Source organism: Rhizobium sp. BK060 (genome assembly GCF_014193145.1).
Classification (GTDB): domain Bacteria; phylum Pseudomonadota; class Alphaproteobacteria; order Rhizobiales; family Rhizobiaceae; genus Rhizobium.
The window spans coordinates 97,947-114,094 of the sequence record NZ_JACHYW010000018.1 but is presented as its reverse complement, the minus strand read 5'-3'; the positions used below and the strand labels follow the sequence as shown (position 1 = coordinate 114,094).

Here is a 16,148-nt window from a genome sequence, read left to right as displayed (position 1 = left end):
TTTCTAAAGGCGAAGCTCGGTCTCGGCATCGAAGATCGACGCCAGCGACATGTCGAAGCCGAGCTTGACAGCCGAGCCCGGGCTGAAGCGGCGTGCGCCATTGATGCGCACCGACATCGTGTGGCCGGCATGCTTCAGCCAGAGCAGGTTATCGGCGCCCATCGGTTCCTCAATGTCGACGGTTGCATCGTGAACCTCAGCACCGAGATTCTCGTTGACCTTCACATGCTCCGGACGAACGCCGAGGATGACCTTGCGCCCGGCCTGCAGCACTTCGGGCGTTTCATAGTCTGCGACAGAGAAATTCACGCCGTTGGCAGTGAAGAACGTCTGGTCGCCCTGCTTGGCGATCTCGCCGTGCAGGAAATTCATCGACGGCGATCCAATGAAGCCGGCAACGAAGAGATTGCGTGGCTTGTTGTAGATCGTCGTCGGATCGGCGAGTTGCTGGATGATGCCGCTCTTCATGATCGCGATGCGGTCGGCCAAGGTCAGCGCTTCGATCTGGTCGTGCGTGACGTAGATCATCGTATTGTTCAGCGACTGGTGCAGACGCTTGATTTCGACACGCAGTTCCGAGCGCAGCTTGGCGTCGAGGTTCGACAGCGGTTCGTCGAACAGGAACACGTCCACATCGCGCACCAGGGCGCGGCCGATCGCGACGCGCTGGCGTTGGCCGCCCGAAAGCTCGGCCGGCTTGCGCTTCAGGAGCGGCTGGATCTGCAGGATCTCGGCGGCACGCGCAACGCGCTTGTCGATTTCCTGCTGCGGCACCTTGGCAACCTGAAGACCGAAGGACAGGTTTTTCTCGACGCTCATCTGCGGATAGAGCGCGTAGGACTGGAACACCATACCGATGCCGCGGTCCTTGGGCTCCTCCCAGGTGACATTCTTGCCCTTAATGAAGATCTGACCGTCCGACGCATCGAGCAGACCGGCGATGCAGTTCAGCAAAGTGGACTTGCCGCAGCCTGAAGAGCCGAGCAGTACGAGGAATTCGCCGTTGTTGATTTCGAGATTGAGGTCTTTGAGCACGCTGACCGCGCCGAAATTCAACGAAAGATCTCTGATGGAAACGCTCGAATTCATGGATCAGCCTTTCACTGCGCCGGCGGCGATGCCACGGACGAAAAGTCGTCCCGACACGAAATAGACAACGAGCGGCACCAGACCCGTGAGGATAGTTGCGGCCATATTGACGTTGTATTCCTTCACGCCTTGGACAGAATTGACGATGTTGTTGAGCTGCACGGTCATTGGATAGGTGTCAGGCCTTGTGAAGACGACACCGAACAGGAAGTCGTTCCAGATACCGGTGACCTGCAGGATCATGGCGACGACGAAGATCGGCAGCGACATGGGCAGCATGATCTTGAAGAAGATCTGCCAGAAGCCTGCCCCGTCGATACGCGCAGCCTTGAAAAGTTCCTGCGGCAGCGACGCGAAGTAGTTGCGGAACAGCAGCGTCAGGATCGGCATGCCGAAGATGCTGTGCACGACAATCAGCCCCGTCAGCGTTCCGTAGATGCCGATCTCGCGCAGCACGATGACGATCGGATAGATCATGACCTGATAGGGAATGAATGCACCGACGACGAGGATCGAGAAGAAGAGTTCTGATCCCTTGAATCGCCAGTTGGCGAGCGCGTAGCCGTTGACAGAGGCAATGGCGATCGAGACGATCACCGAAGGAACCGTGATGCGCACCGAATTCCAGAAGCCGCGCGAGAGGCCATCGCAGTTGAGACCCGTGCAGGCGGTCGCCCACGCCTTTACCCAGGGCTCGAAGGTGATTTCGAGCGGCGGTGCGAAGATGTTGCCAAGCCGGATTTCCGGCATGCCCTTCAGCGACGTCACGATCATCACGTAGAGCGGAAGCAGGTAATAGGCCGCGGCGACGAAAAGCGTGCCGTAGAGCATGATGTTGCGCGGAGAGATCACCCGCTTCGGCTTCGGGCCGCTAGGGCCGGAGACGGACTTGTCGGAGATGCGACCATCGGCAGTCTTGAGAGCAATAGCATCAGGCACGTTTACGCCCTCCGAATTCCAGATAGGCCCAGGGAATGATGATGATCGCAACGGTGATCAGCATCATGGTCGAGGCAGCAAAGCCCTGCCCCAGATTCTGAGCCTGGAACATGTAGTCGTAGACGTATTTCGCGGGCACCTCCGACGCGATGCCGGGACCGCCGCTGGTCTGCGCCACCACGAGGTCATAGACCTTGACGATGCCGCTGGCGATGATGACGAGCGTCGTGATGAAGACAGGCCGCATCATCGGAATGACGATGAAGAGATAGGTCTTCCACATCGGGATGCCGTCGACGCGCGCAGCCTTCCAGATGTCTTCATCAATACCGCGCAGACCGGCGAGCATCAGGCACATGACAAGACCCGTGCCTTGCCAGAGGGCGGCAATCAGGATGCCGTAGATGACGATACTTGGCGTATAGAGCGGGTCAAAGGTGAAGCTCGTCCAGCCGAGCGAGCGCACCACCGACTGGACGCCGAATTCGGGGTTGAGCACCCACTGCCACACAAGGCCCGTCACGATGAAGGACAGGGCGAACGGATAGAGAAAGATCGTCCGGAACGTATTCTCGAACCGGATCTTCTGATCCATCAGCGCCGCCAGCACGAAACCGATCACCAGGCTGAAGATAAGAGAGAGAACGCCGTAGACAGCGAGGTTCTCGATGGAGACGATCCAGCGCGGAGCAGCCCAAAGGCGCTTGTATTGATCGAAACCGACGAAGCTCAACCGCGGAAGGAGCTTCGAGTTGGTGAATGAATAGAACACCGTCCAGACCGTGCCGCCGAGAAAGATAACAAGGGCGGTAAGGATCATGGGGATGGATGCAATCTTCGAATTCAGATTGCGCAGTAGCTGACTTGGCCGGCCTGCTTTCGCTTGACCCGTCATTGTAATTCCTCCTGAATCGCAATTCCTCTGTGATCCAGAGCGGCGAACCGTCTGCCGGTCGCCTCCTCTTCTCACTCCCGTACCGAGACCGGACGATCGCGCATCAGCGCGTGTCAGTCGCGAGCGCTGCCGCCACCCGGATCACGATGGGAGTTCCGGGCAAATCCGGCTCCGTCAGACGGAGCCGGATCGCAACAGCATCGGAATGCAACGATCAGTCGGCAGAAGCGATGATTTCAGCGAAGCGCTTCTGAGCAGCTTCCGGCGTCATCGACGGATTTGCGAAGAACTCGGAGAAGAGGTCTTCCTTCTGCTTCTGGCTGTCCGCCGACAGAAGCTGGTCCGTGCCTTCGATCACATTGCCCTTGGCCAGGATGTCGAGACCTTTCTTCATGCAGTCGTTGGCGGCTGCAAGGTCAACGTCACCGCGAACCGGCAGCGAGCCCTTCTTCAGGTTGAAGGCAACCTGCGTCTTGGGATCGAGAAGCGTCTTGGCGAGGACATCCTGCGCCTTCGACTTGGCTTCATCCTTAAGCAGCGGGAAATAGAAGGCATCACCACCGGTGGAGATGATTTCATTCACGCCGAGGCCCGGAAGGCAGGTGTAGTCAGTACCGGCTTTCTGGCCGGCCAGCTGGAACTCGCCCTGTGCCCAGTCACCCATGATCTGGCCACCGGCCTTGCCTGTGATGACGAGGTTGGTTGCCTGGTTCCAGTCCTGGACGTTGCTGCCCTTCGACATCTTGCGAGCGTCGTCGGCAGCCTTGAAGACCTTGGCGATCTCCGGACCAGCGGCAGCTTCCGCGTCCTTCTCCTTGAACACCTTGTAGAACGTCTCCTTGCCGGCGATGGCAACCATCAGCACGTCGAACGCGCCGGCAGCCTGCCACGGCTGACCGCCAACGGCGAGCGGAACGATGCCGGCCTTCTCAAGCGCCGGAGCAGCAGCGACGAATTCGTCCCAGTTCTTCGGCACTTCGACGCCGGCCTTCTTGAAGGCTGCATTCGAAAGCCACAGCCACTGCCAGGAGTGAATGTTGACTGGAGCGCAATAGATCTTGCCGTCGATCGTGCAGGAATCGAGCAGGCTCGACGGACGAATAATGTCCTTCCAGTGCTCGGCGGTGGCGACGTCGGTCAGGTCGCGCATCAGACCAGCCTGGACCAGTTCCTCCGCCTGGCGGCCATGGTTGAACTGCGTCGCACCCATCGGGTCACCGCCGGTGATGCGGCTGATCATGATCGGACGCGCAGTACCGCCGGAGCCGGCGATTGCACCGTCGACCCACTTGTTGCCGGTCGCATCGAATGCCTTTGCGAGCTCCGCCACGGCAGCAGCTTCGCCGCCCGATGTCCACCAATGGGTGACTTCAAGATCGGTCGCGCTGGCCGCACCGAGCGGCAGCACTACGGAAGCGGCAAGTGCAGCCGCCATCAAACGAAAATTCATGAGTTCTCCTCCCTCACTGAAACGTTGCCGGAAAAACTTAGTTCAATCGATATTTGGGTGCAACAGCTCGCCTCCAAAATTTTCTTTTCGAGGGGCATTTGCTACCAATGACTGTTGATATGCTTGTATTTTCAACACCGTGGCGCCATTCTAGCCAACAGATTGAGCACTTGCACGCCAATACTAGCATATTGATATAGATATGTTTTATTGCCATATTAGGCCTGCGAAACCAAGATTTCTGTTCGCAACCGCAAAAAATCCGAGCAAAATCGACATATGCAATCATCGCGAGTAGTGGCCGCAACGCCATGATAGAAAGCCCTCGACATTTCTACTGTATCGTTACAGATTTTGCTCCTTACGGGAGGAGCGGCGATTGCGTTCTTTATGCTTACAGCGCTTCGAAAAGACTCTATAAGCGGGACCAAAACGCGCAGGACGGCCTAGAGGGATGGAAAACAAAGCGAATTTTGCAGGAGTGGCCTCCGAGGCAACTCGAGAGCGGCCGACACTGAAAACGATTGCCTTCATGACCGGGCTCGGCGTGACGACGGTGTCGCGCGCCCTCAAGGATGCCCCTGACATCGGCGCGGAAACCAAGGAACGGGTTCGCATGGTCGCCCGCCAGCTCGGCTATCAGCCGAACAGGGCCGGCGTGCGCCTACGAACCGGCAAGACCAACGTCATTGCGCTGGTCCTCAGCATCGATGAAGAAATCATGGGCTTCAGCAGCCAAATGGTGTTCGGCATCTCGGAAGTGCTGACGGGCACGCCCTATCACATCGTCGTCACGCCGCATTCCCACAGCAAGGATCCGATGCTGCCGGTGCGCTACATCCTGGAAACGGGATCGGCGGACGGCGTCATCATCTCCCGCATTGAGCCCGACGATGCGCGGGTCCGGCTGCTCGCCGAACACAACATGCCCTTTGCGACGCACGGGCGCACCGATGCCGGCCTTACCCACCCCTTTCACGACTTCGACAACGAGGCGTTCGCCCATCAGGCCGTCGAGAAGCTGGTCGGCAAAGGCCGCAAGCGCATTGCCCTTCTCCAGCCTCCAAGCAAGCTCACATACTACACGCACATGCGCATCGGATTTCAGACGGGACTGCATGACTACGGCGCCGAGGAAGTGCCGTTGCGCGTCACGATCGACAACCCGCTGGAGGAAATCCGCAATGCCGTCGAGGTGATGATGCGCGCGCCGAATGCGCCGGATGGAATCGTTTGCTCCGCCGGAAGTGCCGCCATCGCCGTCAACGCCGGTATAGAGGCCGCTGGCAAGCGGCTTGGCCGGGATGTCGACATGGTCTCCAAGGAATCGGCACCGATCCTCAACTGGATCCGTCCCGAGATCATCACCGCCTATGAGGACGTCCGCCACGCCGGGCGGGAGATGGCGAAGGCGGTTATCGCCCGCATCGACGGCATCGAACCGGAGTTGCTGCAAAGCATCAGCCAGCCCGTTTGGTCGCGGAAAGTCAAGTAGACCATCGCCATCACCGCGCCACCTCAATCCGATGGCGGCAGAGGTACAAGCAGTCACAGCGGAGACGCACTGGATATGACTACGGCACTGCTGATCATCGACGTTCAAAACGCCATTCTCGCGGGAAAATGCAGCCCCGAGCGTCAACCCATCATCGATGCGGCGCTGAATGAAACGGTTTCACGGCTCCAGTCGCTTCGTGCCGAGGCCCATCGCCAGGGGGCACCGGTCGTGCTCGTCCAGCACGACGGCGATCCCGGTCACCGCCTGGCGGTTGGCACTGACGGCTGGGCCATCCGGCCGGAACTGTCTCCTGCCGAAGGCGATACCGTTGTTCACAAGAAGAGCTCGGACTCGTTTTTCGAAACGGATCTTGCCGACCGATTGGCGGAACGCAACGTGACCCATCTGATCGTCGGCGGCTGTATGACTCAATTCTGTGTCGACACAACGGTCAGGCGTGCAGTGTCGCTGGGTTATGATGTCACGCTGGTTGGCGACGGCCATACGACGGCCGATTCTGATACGCTGAACTTCGCCGATATCGTCGCGCATCACAATGAAACGCTCGACGATTTCGATGCCGGCAGTGCCCGCATCCTGGTTCGCCCGATGGCGGATATTCGCTTCTGAAGCGACACTTTTCAGGTCCGAGACCAGCCGGGCGTACCCGGCTGGCTTCATCAAGCCGTTTTAGAACGTTGAAGCACCACTGCCCCACGGGCCGTGGTGGAAGTCCTTGCCGTCGAGGCGATCGAAGCCATGCGCGCCGAAGAAATCGCGCTGCGCCTGGATCAGGTTGGCGGTGCCGCGGCCCTGGCGATAGGCATCGAAGTAGGTCAGAGCCGAGGTGAGCGCCGGAACCGGCAGACCGGCCTGCAGGGCTGCACCAACCACGCGGCGCAGCGCCGGCAAAGATTCCTTGACCATCTCGGAGAAAGCCGGCGTTACGATTAGGTTGGCCGCATCCGGAGCCTTGGTGAAGGCAGAGGTGATTTCGTCGAGGAACTGCGAGCGGATGATGCAGCCGGCACGCCAGATCTTGGCGATGACAGGCATCGGCAGCGACCAGTTGAACTCGCGCGAGGCTTCCGCCATGACGGCGAAGCCCTGTGCATAGGCGCCGATCTTGGCCGCAAACAGCGCCAGTTCCAGATCCTTGTTGAGTTCCGGACCGTAAGCGATCGGGAACTTGTATTCCGGCTTGCCGAAGAACTTTTCGGCCGCCTCTCGCTCGGTCTTCATCGACGACAGGCTGCGGGCGGCAACGGCGGCTTCGATCGCGGTTGCCGGGATGCCCATGTTCTGGGCTTCGATCGCCGACCACTTGCCGGTGCCCTTCTGGCCAGCCTTGTCGAGGATCATGTCAACCATGGAACCGCCGGAAACCGGATCGGTCGCCGCCAAGACCTTTTCGGAGATCTCGATCAGATAGGAGTTCAGGCGGCCCTTGTTCCACTCGCCGAAGATCTTGCTGATCTCCTGCGAGTTCTTGCTAAGACCGTCGCGCAGGATGCCGTAGATTTCGGCAATCATCTGCATGTCGGCATATTCGATGCCGTTGTGGATCGTCTTGACGAAGTGGCCGGCACCGTCATTGCCGAGCCAGGCAACGCAAGGGTCGTCGTTGTACTTGGCGGCAATCGAGGTCAGCACCTTCTCGACGCGCTTCCAGGAGTCCTCGGTGCCGCCGACCATGATCGAAGGACCATGACGTGCCCCTTCCTCGCCGCCCGAGACACCCATGCCGATGAAGGTCAGGTCGGTGTTCTTCAGGCGGTCGAAGCGGGCGATTGTGTCGCGGAAGTTGGCGTTGCCGGCATCGATCATGATGTCGCCCTTGGACAGATACGGGCGCAACAGTTCCATCTGCTGATCGACGGCCTCGCCGGCCTTGATCATGATGATGATCGGACGCGGCGGGCGGATCGCTTCGACGAACTCTTCGATCGTCTTGCAGGGAATGATCTGCTTTTTCAGATCGCCGGCGCTCTCGTAGAATTCATCCGTTTTCTCAGGAGTGCGGTTGAAGACGGCAATCTTGTTGCCTTTTTCCGCAATGTTGAGCGCCAGGTTGGAACCCATGACGGCAAGGCCGATGAGCCCGATTTCTGCCTTTTCCACGATACACCTCCGATGAGTCATTTTGGACCGGTGTTGTGGCACTCTCTGGCTCAAACGGCAAGTTCGATTCGGCTTCGAATCGGCCTCGTATTGCCCGCATTACAAACTAAGCCATATTCTCTCTTAGACGCAGGGGGAAGAAGATTGATGGGCCGTACAGCTCGACAGGAGGCCGCCTTTCTGGCCGCACGCGCGGGCCTTTACAGGGAGCACGCGCCCTCACCTGTGCTTGAGGCGCATTTTTGCTGCCTGTGGTCGCACGATATCCATGATGGCCCCAATCGCAGAATTGCGATCGTTCCGGACGGTTACTGCGACATCGTCTGGATGGGTGGCAGGCTTCTGGTCGCCGGGCCGGACCGTAGCAGTGCCTTCCCGTCCCTCGCCAGCGGCGAGAAGATAGTGGGCGCGCGCTTTGCCCCGGGTGCGGCGGCTGAATGGCTCAAAGTGCAGCTCTGCGACATCGTCGGCCAATCTATTCCTCTGGACGATTTCTGGGGAGCGGCGGCGCTGAGATTGAATGAATTGCTAGGTGCCTGCGCCCATTCGGACGAACGGCTGTCGCAGTTAGAAACAGCACTTGAGAAGGAGGTCGCCAAACGTGCGGCGCCGGCAAGGGACATGGCCTCGGTATTTGCGCGGGCAAGTGACATTTCGCCGTGCAGGAACGTCACCGATCTGATGCTCGACGACCTCTCCATCGGCGTGCGCCAGCTTCGCCGCCGTTGCTACACCCATTTCGGCTACGGACCGAAGACGCTCGCCCGAATTCGCCGGTTTCAGGGCATGCTCAGCCTTTGCCGCAGCAAGAAGGCCCTCCCGCTCGCAGCGCTGGCAGTGGCGGCCGGCTACTCCGATCAGGCGCATATGACCCGCGATGCACGCGAAATTTCCACGCTGACGCCCATGCAGCTTCAGCAGCAGATAGCCGGCTGAGCGTCCGTTTTCTTCAATACGAAGCCGACTGTTCTGCTATCTCCATTTCGAGCAACACAGGAATCGCCATGTCTACGATGCCCGCAAGGATCATCCACCGCTCCATCGACCGGAATTGGCGCGACGTCTATGCTTTTGCCGCCGCACCTGAAAACATGCCGCTCTGGGCGTCCGGACTTGCCTCAGGGCTGGAGCGGAGCGGCGATGACTGGATTGCCACCGGCGCGCTCGGCACGGTGAAGGTCAGTTTCGTCCCGCACAACGAGTTCGGCGTCATCGACCATACAGTGACGATCGAGAGCGGGCTGCGGGTCTACAACGCGCTGCGGATCGTACCGAACGGCGATGGTTGCGAGATCATGTTCACGCTGTTGCGCATCCCGGGCATGACGGACGAACAGTTCGAAGCAGATGCCGCCCATATCGCGAAAGATCTGGCGGCATTGAAGGTATTGATGGAAGCATAGGAGGCGATCGTGGCTGCAGCAGTGGACAACCGACGCATTGACTACGTCGAATTCAACGTCGGCAATATAGAAGCCTCTAAGGCATTCTACGGCAAGGCTTTCGGCTGGTCCTTTACCGACTACGGCCCACAATACTGCGAATTCGATGACGGGAGGCTCAAGGGCGGCTTTACGACGCTGGGCACGCCGCGCACCGGCGGACCTCTCGTCATCCTCTACGCAGACGATCTTGAAGCCGCCCTTTCAAGCGTGGAACGTGCCGGTGGATCCATAGTGAAGCCAATCACCGGGTTCCCTGGCGGACGCCGGTTTCACTTCAGTGATCCGGATGGATATGAGCTTGCCGTTTGGACGAAGAACTGATCAAACGATAACGGTCGACGCCTTCGCTCCTGTATGCTGCAGGATGATCAGGGCCCCGATCACACTTCCTGAAGAATCCCGCAATGGCGACATGCGGCAGCGAACCGTCTTTACGGCGTCGCCGTCGCCGCGCTCGTAAGCGTAGTCGCTCCCGCGCCCGGCAAAACAAGCGTCGAGCCTTGCCTTCGCGCCCTCGTGAAAGCGCTTCTCACCAATAAACTCGATCAGGTGGCGACCGATCATATCGATCGGCTTCCTGCGGAGATAGGTCGAGTTGACGGTGTTGGAATAGAGATAGCGATAATCCCTTGTCAGCACCGCGACACGGTCCGGCATGGCATCAAGGATTGCAGCGTTCAAGAAGTTGCCATTGTCAACATTCGGCGTAAACGCAAGGGGGGCAGCCACAGGCCGCCGCTCGACGGGCGGCATCCGCCAGCGGGGCGCTGCGCCGCCGAAATACTTTTCCATGAGCTCGGAAAGCAGTGCGACATAACCGCGGACCGACTCGCTGTCCTCGGCATACTGGTCGATAAGGCAGCCGACGAACTCGAGCTGCGTATGAACTTCGAGAATATTTACGGCTGGGTATCCGAGGATTGCGTCGACAAGAGGCTCGATTGAGCAATCGAGCATGTTCACACGCGCATCATCGCCTGCAGCAATTGCAGCATCGATCTGCGCACAACACAATGAGAACGCCCGAAAAAGCCCTAGCAAGACGCCTCCAATGCATTCCCTAAGAGAATGCGACCGAGAGATCGGCTGAGCTTTGCGTTACGGAAGTTGAAACCGCCGGCGCCTAGCCACTCGCCTTGATGGCAATCGGTAACATGACGCACGTTCATATTCAATGAACGCACGCCCCTGTTTTTCAATGATAAGATGTAAGGATGGGGTAGCGTTTACTTCAGCACGTCGTGTTTTATCTTCCAGCGGTCGTGATACCAGAGCCACTGTTCGGGATACTCCCGCACCCAGCTTTCCACCTTGTCGTTCAGGAGTTGCGCCGTCGCGACCATATCGAGATTACCGTTGGCATCTCGAGGCATCTCAAGCTTCGGCTCGATTTCCAGGCGATAGCGATTGCCCGGAAGCCGGATGCAGCGTGCCGGATAGACCTCGCAATTGAATTGACGGACAAGCTTTCCCAGCAATGGGTTGGTTTTGACATCGAGCCCGAAGAACTTCGTCTTCAGGCCCTTGCGGAACTTCTGGTCGACCAGGACACCAACGCCCTGCCCGGCTTCCAGCTGCCGCGCCAAGGCAAACGACGAGCCGGCATGAGACGGCACCAGCCTGCCCATGCGCGCGCTGCGAAAATCGAAGACTCTCTGCGCGACATAGGGGTTGTTCGGCGGGCGGAATAGCACAGACACATGGAGACCAAACGCCGCGCCAGCCACTGGCAGCAGCTCGAAATTGCCCGTGTGCGCTGTGAAAACGATAAATGGGCGCGGATTTTCGAGCAGATCGATAAAAATCGGTATGCCGGAAACCTCGACCCGGCCCGGTTCCTCGCGTTCATAATCGAAATCGAATAGGCGGTCGAGAAACACATACTCAGCGGCGAGACGTCCCATATTCCCCCAGCTCGCCAACGCAATCTCCTGGATCTCCGCCTCGCTTTTCTCAGGAAAAGCATTGCGAAGGTTGGTGAGCATCAGCCGGTGGCGCCTTACGCGCGGGCCGAGCTTTCGCATCAGCCGATCCGCAAAATTGACCGCACCGTCAGCTGGAAACAGCTTTAGGAGGTTCAGGAAACCAAACATCATCTGCGCGATCAACCACCGGCGAAAGTGGTTGATCGCAAGGACGATCCGAGTGATGAAGAGCTTCAAGGGCTCAATCCATCTTGAGGATGATCTTGCCGAAGATCTGGCGCGATTCCATCCGCTCCAATGCGCGATCGATATCGTCGAATCCGACTTCAGTGTCGATGACAGGATGGACCAGTCCGCGCCCCATCTTCTGCATGGCATCAGCCATGTTCTCCATGCGGCAACCAAAGGAGCCAAGCAGCTTCAGCTGTTGCTGGAAGAGCATCATGAGGTTCATCTCTGTCGAGACACCCGATGTCGAACCACAGGTGACGAGGCGACCGCCGCGCTTCATGCAGAGCATCGAACCTGCCCATGTGTCCTTGCCGACGTGCTCGAAAACGACATCGACGCCCTTCTTCTTGGTGAGCTTGCGGACAACACCCTCGAAGCGGTCGATGCGATAGTTGATAACGTGATCGGCGCCGAGCGCCTTGGCCTTCTCGATCTTGTCGTCGGAGCCGACAGTCGTGATGACGGTGCAGCCGATCTTTTTGGCCAGCTGGATCGCCGCCGTGCCGATGCCGGAACCGCCCGCATGAACTAGGATGGTCTCGCCGGGCTCAAGCTTCGCATTGTCAAACAGCATGTGCTCGACCGTTCCAAAGGTTACGGGAGCAAGTGCGGCGCCAATCGCGTCGACGCCGGGAGGGGCCGGAACGAGCAGGCGCGCCGGCAGGTTCACCTTCTCCTGCGCGAAGCCATCAAGATGGAAACCGTGAACGCCGGACACATGTTCGCAGAGATTATCGCGCCCTTCACGGCATGGACGGCAGAGGCCGCAGGTGCGCGCACCGTAGATCGAGACCAGCTGACCAGGCAGCACGTTGGCAACGCCCGGTCCGATCGATTCGACAACGCCCGAAGCCTCGGCGCCGATGACGAGCGGCATCTTGCGCTTTGCAAAAGCCATGCCGCGCCAGCCCCAGACGTCGATGTGATTGAGAGCGACCGCCTTGACACGCAGCGTAACCTCGCCTGCGCCCGGGGCCTCGGGTTCCGGCAGGTCGGTGATCTCAAGCTTGCGATCGTCAATTAGCTGCAAAGCGCGCATGGCAAAGTCCTTCGCCGCGAGGGCGTTCTATCTCGATGTTTTGTCGGAACCGCTTAAGCCGGTTCGAGCGCCATGACAAGGCTGGCGTTCTGCCCGCCGAAGCCGAAGGAATTGGAAAGCACGGCACTGACCTGGCTCTCCCGCTTCTTGTTCGGCACCACGTCGATAACGATCGAGGGATCGGGGTTGGTGTAGTTGATCGTCGGTGGCAGCGTGCCGGTCAGCATCGTCTGCAGCGAGAACACCGCTTCCACCGCGCCGGCGGCCGTCAGCGTGTGGCCGATCATCGATTTGTTCGACGACAATGGAATGGATGCCATCCGCTCGCCGAACACGGCCAGCATGGAGGCATATTCCATCTTGTCGTTCTCAGGCGTCGAGGTGCCGTGGGCGTTGATGTAGCCAATATCGCCCTCTCCCATGCCGGCATCGGCCAACGCGGCCCGGATCGTCGCGATCGCCGGTCCGCCATCCGGAGATGAACGGGTACGATGGAAGGAGTCAGCCTTTTCGCCAGCGCCCTTCATGATGCCGAGAACTTTCGCGCCCCGCGCAACAGCCGCCTCGAGCGATTCCAGCACCAGGGTAGCGGCACCTTCGGCGATAACGAAGCCGTCGCGATCCTTGCTGAACGGCTTGGAGGCCTTGGTCGGCGGATCGTTCTGTGTGGAGAGAGCCGAAAGCAGCGAGAAGCGGATGAGTGCCTCTGCGCTTACCGAGCCGTCGGTCGCCACAGCAAGCGCCCGCGACGTGCGGCCCTGGCGGATTGCTTCGATGCCGAGCTGGATCGCAGTCGCGCCCGATGCGCAGGCGGTCGATAGCGTCACCGGCAGGCCGCGCGTGCCGAAGCGATCAGCAAGGCGTTCGGATATTGCACCAAACAGCGATGCCTCGTGGAAAGCAGCATCCGGCCGCTGGCGCATGGCAGCGAGGAACCGGTCATAGGCGTCTCCGGCGTGGTCGGCCGGCGGCGAACGGTCTGCGAGTTCGAAACGCGCACTCCATTCCGGTTCGATCGGCGGCGCAGCCAGGAACAGCGGTCCATCAAAATCACTGCTGATGCCAGCATCGGCGAGCGCTTCGATCGTGGTTTCCCGGGCGAACGCATAGGAGCGTTCGACGGCGTTTGCGACCGGAACGTCGATGAAATCGACGGTGCCAGCGATGCGGGTCGAAAGCCCCTCGGTCGGAAAGCGATTGATCGCATGAATGCCTGAGGTACCGGCCGTCAGTGCCGACCAGTTGTCCTTCAGGCCCTGCCCCAGCGAGGTAATGATACCGACACCCGTCACTGCGACGATCGGGCGGCCGAGGTGATCCTTGTAAGCCGAATCTTTCATTTGCACACTCCTCACGCTTCCGCGGAAAGAACCGCGACGCCTTCGCCGCGCTGGTGACCGACTGTCGTAACGATGGCTGCCTTGGTCGCGGCGCCCATCGGCCTTTCGTGGATCGGGTCGAAGACCGGGACCTTTGCCTTACTGTCCACCGCCAATGCCGCCAGCGCCAGACCGAGCGTGAAATGCGCCTCAAGTCCATGGCCGGTCACACCGCCGAAACCGCGGATAGCCGCGCCTGGCAGATGACGTTCGAGAACGGCCTTTTCGCGCTCCGCCAAGTCGGGAATGCCTGTCGAGCCGGAGAAGATCGCCGTGCTTTCCGGCGAAACGTCGACTGCGGCTTCCAGCAATCGCTCGAGGCGCTTCTCGAGACTGCCGGGATTGCGATTGCCGCGATCGCCTTCGATGGAGGACATCGACGCGTAGATATGCGCGCCGCGTGCCTCAGCATGGGCGCGCGACTCCAGAACGAGGAATGCGCCGAGGGAACCGGAAATGACACCGCCCTGATCGCGCGACCAGAGCGGCTGCCATTCGTTGCGGCTGTGGACGTTGATCGCTTCGAACAAGAGCACCATGTCCAGACGCTCCGCCGAGAAGGCTCCGCCAACCAGGGCATGCGTCGATTCACCCGACTTGATGCGATAGAAGGCCGTTTCAACCGCAGAAATGCCAGCAGATTCCTCACCCATGAAGGTTCGCGAAGAGCCCGTTACCTTGTGGACGATGGAAATGTTGCCGGCAAGCAGGTTGGACAGCTGCGCCAGAAAGAGCGTCGGACGGAGCTCCGTCGTCAGCTTCTCGTTCAGGAGAACCTCACGGTCGTTGCGCTTCAGGCCCTCGTCGACGATCAGCGTATCGACGTTGATGTCGCGCTCACCGCCGCCAGCCGCGACGATCATATCCATGGAGCCGCAGGCTTCCGCATCGTCCTTGAAGCCGGCGTCGTCGAGGGCAAGGCCGGCTGCGAAAACACCGATGCGCTGCCAGTTTTCCATCTGCCGTTGATCGCCTCGTTTGGCGATCTGCTGCGACCAGTCGATCTCCGGAAGCGGATGAACCGGATACGGCTTGAACTTCTCAAGCTCGACCACTGTCTGCGGCGCACCTTCGGCATTGAGCAGCGCGATATGCGGCTCCTTGCCGACGCCCTGACACGTTACAATGCCGACGCCCGTGATCACGACATCATTGTGAGCCTTGCTCATCCATTCACTCCCTGCGCAGCGATCGCATCCATCAGGCCAACTTCGCCGGCCCGCTTCTTGACGATATCCCCGAGCGGAACCTCGCTGAAAGGCAGGGTCCGCAGCTTCAGCTGCGCGTCGCAAACCTTCTTGCCGCCGCTTGTGATCTTCGCCTTGGTTACCGCAAATCCAGAGCCGTCGTGCTCGAGAAATGCCTCGATATCCAGCACCGCCTCCGGTTCGACGAAGGTACGCATCTTGGCGCCGTCGACGGACATCAGGAACGGCATTGCAGCAAAATCAGTTGCCGCCAGCACGAGCATGCCGGATGCCTGCGCCATCGTTTCGATCAGCAGCACGCCGGGAACCAGCGGCATACCGGGAAAATGACCTTCGAAGACCGGGCTTTTCGCCGGCACGATCGAGCGTGCCTTGAGCGTCCCGTTATGAAGGTCGACCGCCTCGATGCGGTCAATCATCTGGAAGTATTCCAGTAGCATCGAATCCTCCGGCCACAAGGGCACCTCGCCCTGAGGCTAGACCTACTTAGGAACGAAACCGCCCGGCCGCCATGGTTAACAGCGGCAGGGCGGAGAAAAAGATGACGATGTCAATCAGGCCTTGGCGGCGCGCAACTCGTCGATCTTGGCACAGAGGTTCTTCAAAACGAAATATTCTTCCGTGGAAACCTTGCCTTCGTTGACTTCCTGCGTCCACTTCTCGAGCGGGATCTTGATGCCGAATTCCTTGTCGATCGCAAAGACGATATCGAGGAAGTCGAGGCTGTCGATACCGAGGTCGTCAATCGTATGGCTCTCCGGCTTGATCGTATCACGATCGATCTCGCTGGTTTCTGCAATGATGTCGGCAACTTTATCGAATGTAGCGGTCACGCCTTTACCTCTTGAAATGACGATTTGACCCTCCTCATAGGCAAATCCATTTCAAAAAGCCAATGCTTTCCGCCGTCTCGGCACGCAATTTGCAGG

General features: G+C 59.4%; 17 protein-coding genes. 5 read left to right on the top strand and 12 right to left on the bottom strand.

Translation table 11 applies throughout. The features are described from left to right. Positions 1-3: 3 nt before the first annotated feature. The 4 genes from FHT71_RS20235 to FHT71_RS20220 form a co-directional block, all read right to left on the bottom strand. Positions 4-1,089, bottom strand: a complete 1,086-nt coding sequence (locus FHT71_RS20235; protein WP_007788333.1) for an ABC transporter ATP-binding protein — start codon at positions 1,087-1,089, stop codon at positions 4-6. Positions 1,090-1,092: 3 nt separating this feature from the next. Further along, positions 1,093-2,028 carry a carbohydrate ABC transporter permease gene (locus FHT71_RS20230; protein WP_132592876.1) on the bottom strand — a complete coding sequence of 312 codons (936 nt, stop codon included), beginning with the start codon at positions 2,026-2,028 and terminating at the stop codon, positions 1,093-1,095. Next, on the bottom strand, positions 2,021-2,923 hold the full coding sequence (locus tag FHT71_RS20225) for a sugar ABC transporter permease (RefSeq protein ID WP_007788335.1): 903 nt from the start codon (positions 2,921-2,923) through the stop codon (positions 2,021-2,023). Before FHT71_RS20225 ends, FHT71_RS20230 begins: the two co-directional genes overlap by 8 nt. A gap of 214 nt (positions 2,924-3,137) precedes the next feature. Next, positions 3,138-4,373: an ABC transporter substrate-binding protein gene (locus FHT71_RS20220; RefSeq protein WP_007788337.1), complete on the bottom strand. Its 1,236-nt coding sequence runs from the start codon at positions 4,371-4,373 to the stop codon at positions 3,138-3,140. A gap of 454 nt (positions 4,374-4,827) precedes the next feature. Here FHT71_RS20220 and FHT71_RS20215 point away from each other — a divergent pair, with 454 nt between their 5' ends. Both FHT71_RS20215 and FHT71_RS20210 read left to right on the top strand, forming a co-directional pair. Further along, positions 4,828-5,868 carry a LacI family transcriptional regulator gene (locus FHT71_RS20215; protein ID WP_132592874.1) on the top strand — a complete coding sequence of 347 codons (1,041 nt, stop codon included), beginning with the start codon at positions 4,828-4,830 and terminating at the stop codon, positions 5,866-5,868. A gap of 75 nt (positions 5,869-5,943) precedes the next feature. Then, positions 5,944-6,501: a cysteine hydrolase family protein gene (locus tag FHT71_RS20210; RefSeq protein WP_007788341.1), complete on the top strand. Its 558-nt coding sequence runs from the start codon at positions 5,944-5,946 to the stop codon at positions 6,499-6,501. Positions 6,502-6,561: 60 nt separating this feature from the next. On the opposite strand, the gene gndA is transcribed toward FHT71_RS20210, so the two are convergent. Next, on the bottom strand, positions 6,562-8,013 hold the full coding sequence (gndA, locus tag FHT71_RS20205) for an NADP-dependent phosphogluconate dehydrogenase (protein WP_183721638.1): 1,452 nt from the start codon (positions 8,011-8,013) through the stop codon (positions 6,562-6,564). A gap of 126 nt (positions 8,014-8,139) precedes the next feature. Between gndA and FHT71_RS20200 the strand changes: the two genes are divergently transcribed. The 3 genes from FHT71_RS20200 to FHT71_RS20190 all read left to right on the top strand — a co-directional run bounded on the left by FHT71_RS20200 (position 8,140) and on the right by FHT71_RS20190 (position 9,758). Beyond that, entirely contained in the window at positions 8,140-8,928 is a 789-nt protein-coding gene (locus FHT71_RS20200; RefSeq protein WP_132592870.1) for a helix-turn-helix domain-containing protein, read from the top strand. A gap of 68 nt (positions 8,929-8,996) precedes the next feature. Beyond that, a complete protein-coding gene (locus FHT71_RS20195; protein ID WP_007788348.1) occupies positions 8,997-9,395 on the top strand; it encodes a hypothetical protein in 399 nt (132 codons plus the stop codon). A gap of 9 nt (positions 9,396-9,404) precedes the next feature. Next, positions 9,405-9,758, top strand: a complete 354-nt coding sequence (locus FHT71_RS20190; RefSeq protein ID WP_007788350.1) for a VOC family protein — start codon at positions 9,405-9,407, stop codon at positions 9,756-9,758. Here the strand turns inward: FHT71_RS20190 and FHT71_RS20185 are convergent, their stop codons facing one another. The 7 genes from FHT71_RS20185 to FHT71_RS20155 form a co-directional block, all read right to left on the bottom strand. After that, the gene (locus FHT71_RS20185; protein ID WP_007788353.1) at positions 9,759-10,478 is read right to left on the bottom strand and encodes a PAS domain-containing protein; all 720 of its coding nucleotides are present in this window, start codon (positions 10,476-10,478) and stop codon (positions 9,759-9,761) included. 185 nt (positions 10,479-10,663) lie between these two features. Continuing rightward, entirely contained in the window at positions 10,664-11,599 is a 936-nt protein-coding gene (locus FHT71_RS20180; protein WP_183721635.1) for a lipid A biosynthesis lauroyl acyltransferase, read from the bottom strand. A gap of 4 nt (positions 11,600-11,603) precedes the next feature. Then, positions 11,604-12,632 (bottom strand): zinc-binding dehydrogenase, encoded by a 1,029-nt coding sequence (locus FHT71_RS20175; protein ID WP_132592866.1) that lies wholly within the window; start codon positions 12,630-12,632, stop codon positions 11,604-11,606. A gap of 53 nt (positions 12,633-12,685) precedes the next feature. Further along, the gene (locus tag FHT71_RS20170; protein WP_183721632.1) at positions 12,686-13,972 is read right to left on the bottom strand and encodes a beta-ketoacyl-ACP synthase; all 1,287 of its coding nucleotides are present in this window, start codon (positions 13,970-13,972) and stop codon (positions 12,686-12,688) included. A gap of 11 nt (positions 13,973-13,983) precedes the next feature. Continuing rightward, positions 13,984-15,180: a beta-ketoacyl-ACP synthase gene (locus tag FHT71_RS20165; protein ID WP_183721629.1), complete on the bottom strand. Its 1,197-nt coding sequence runs from the start codon at positions 15,178-15,180 to the stop codon at positions 13,984-13,986. Next, positions 15,177-15,659: a 3-hydroxyacyl-ACP dehydratase FabZ family protein gene (locus tag FHT71_RS20160; RefSeq protein WP_007788358.1), complete on the bottom strand. Its 483-nt coding sequence runs from the start codon at positions 15,657-15,659 to the stop codon at positions 15,177-15,179. The genes FHT71_RS20165 and FHT71_RS20160 overlap by 4 nt, the downstream gene beginning before the upstream one ends. A 114-nt stretch (positions 15,660-15,773) precedes the next feature. Next, positions 15,774-16,052, bottom strand: a complete 279-nt coding sequence (locus FHT71_RS20155; protein WP_007533215.1) for an acyl carrier protein — start codon at positions 16,050-16,052, stop codon at positions 15,774-15,776. Positions 16,053-16,148 lie beyond the last annotated feature (96 nt).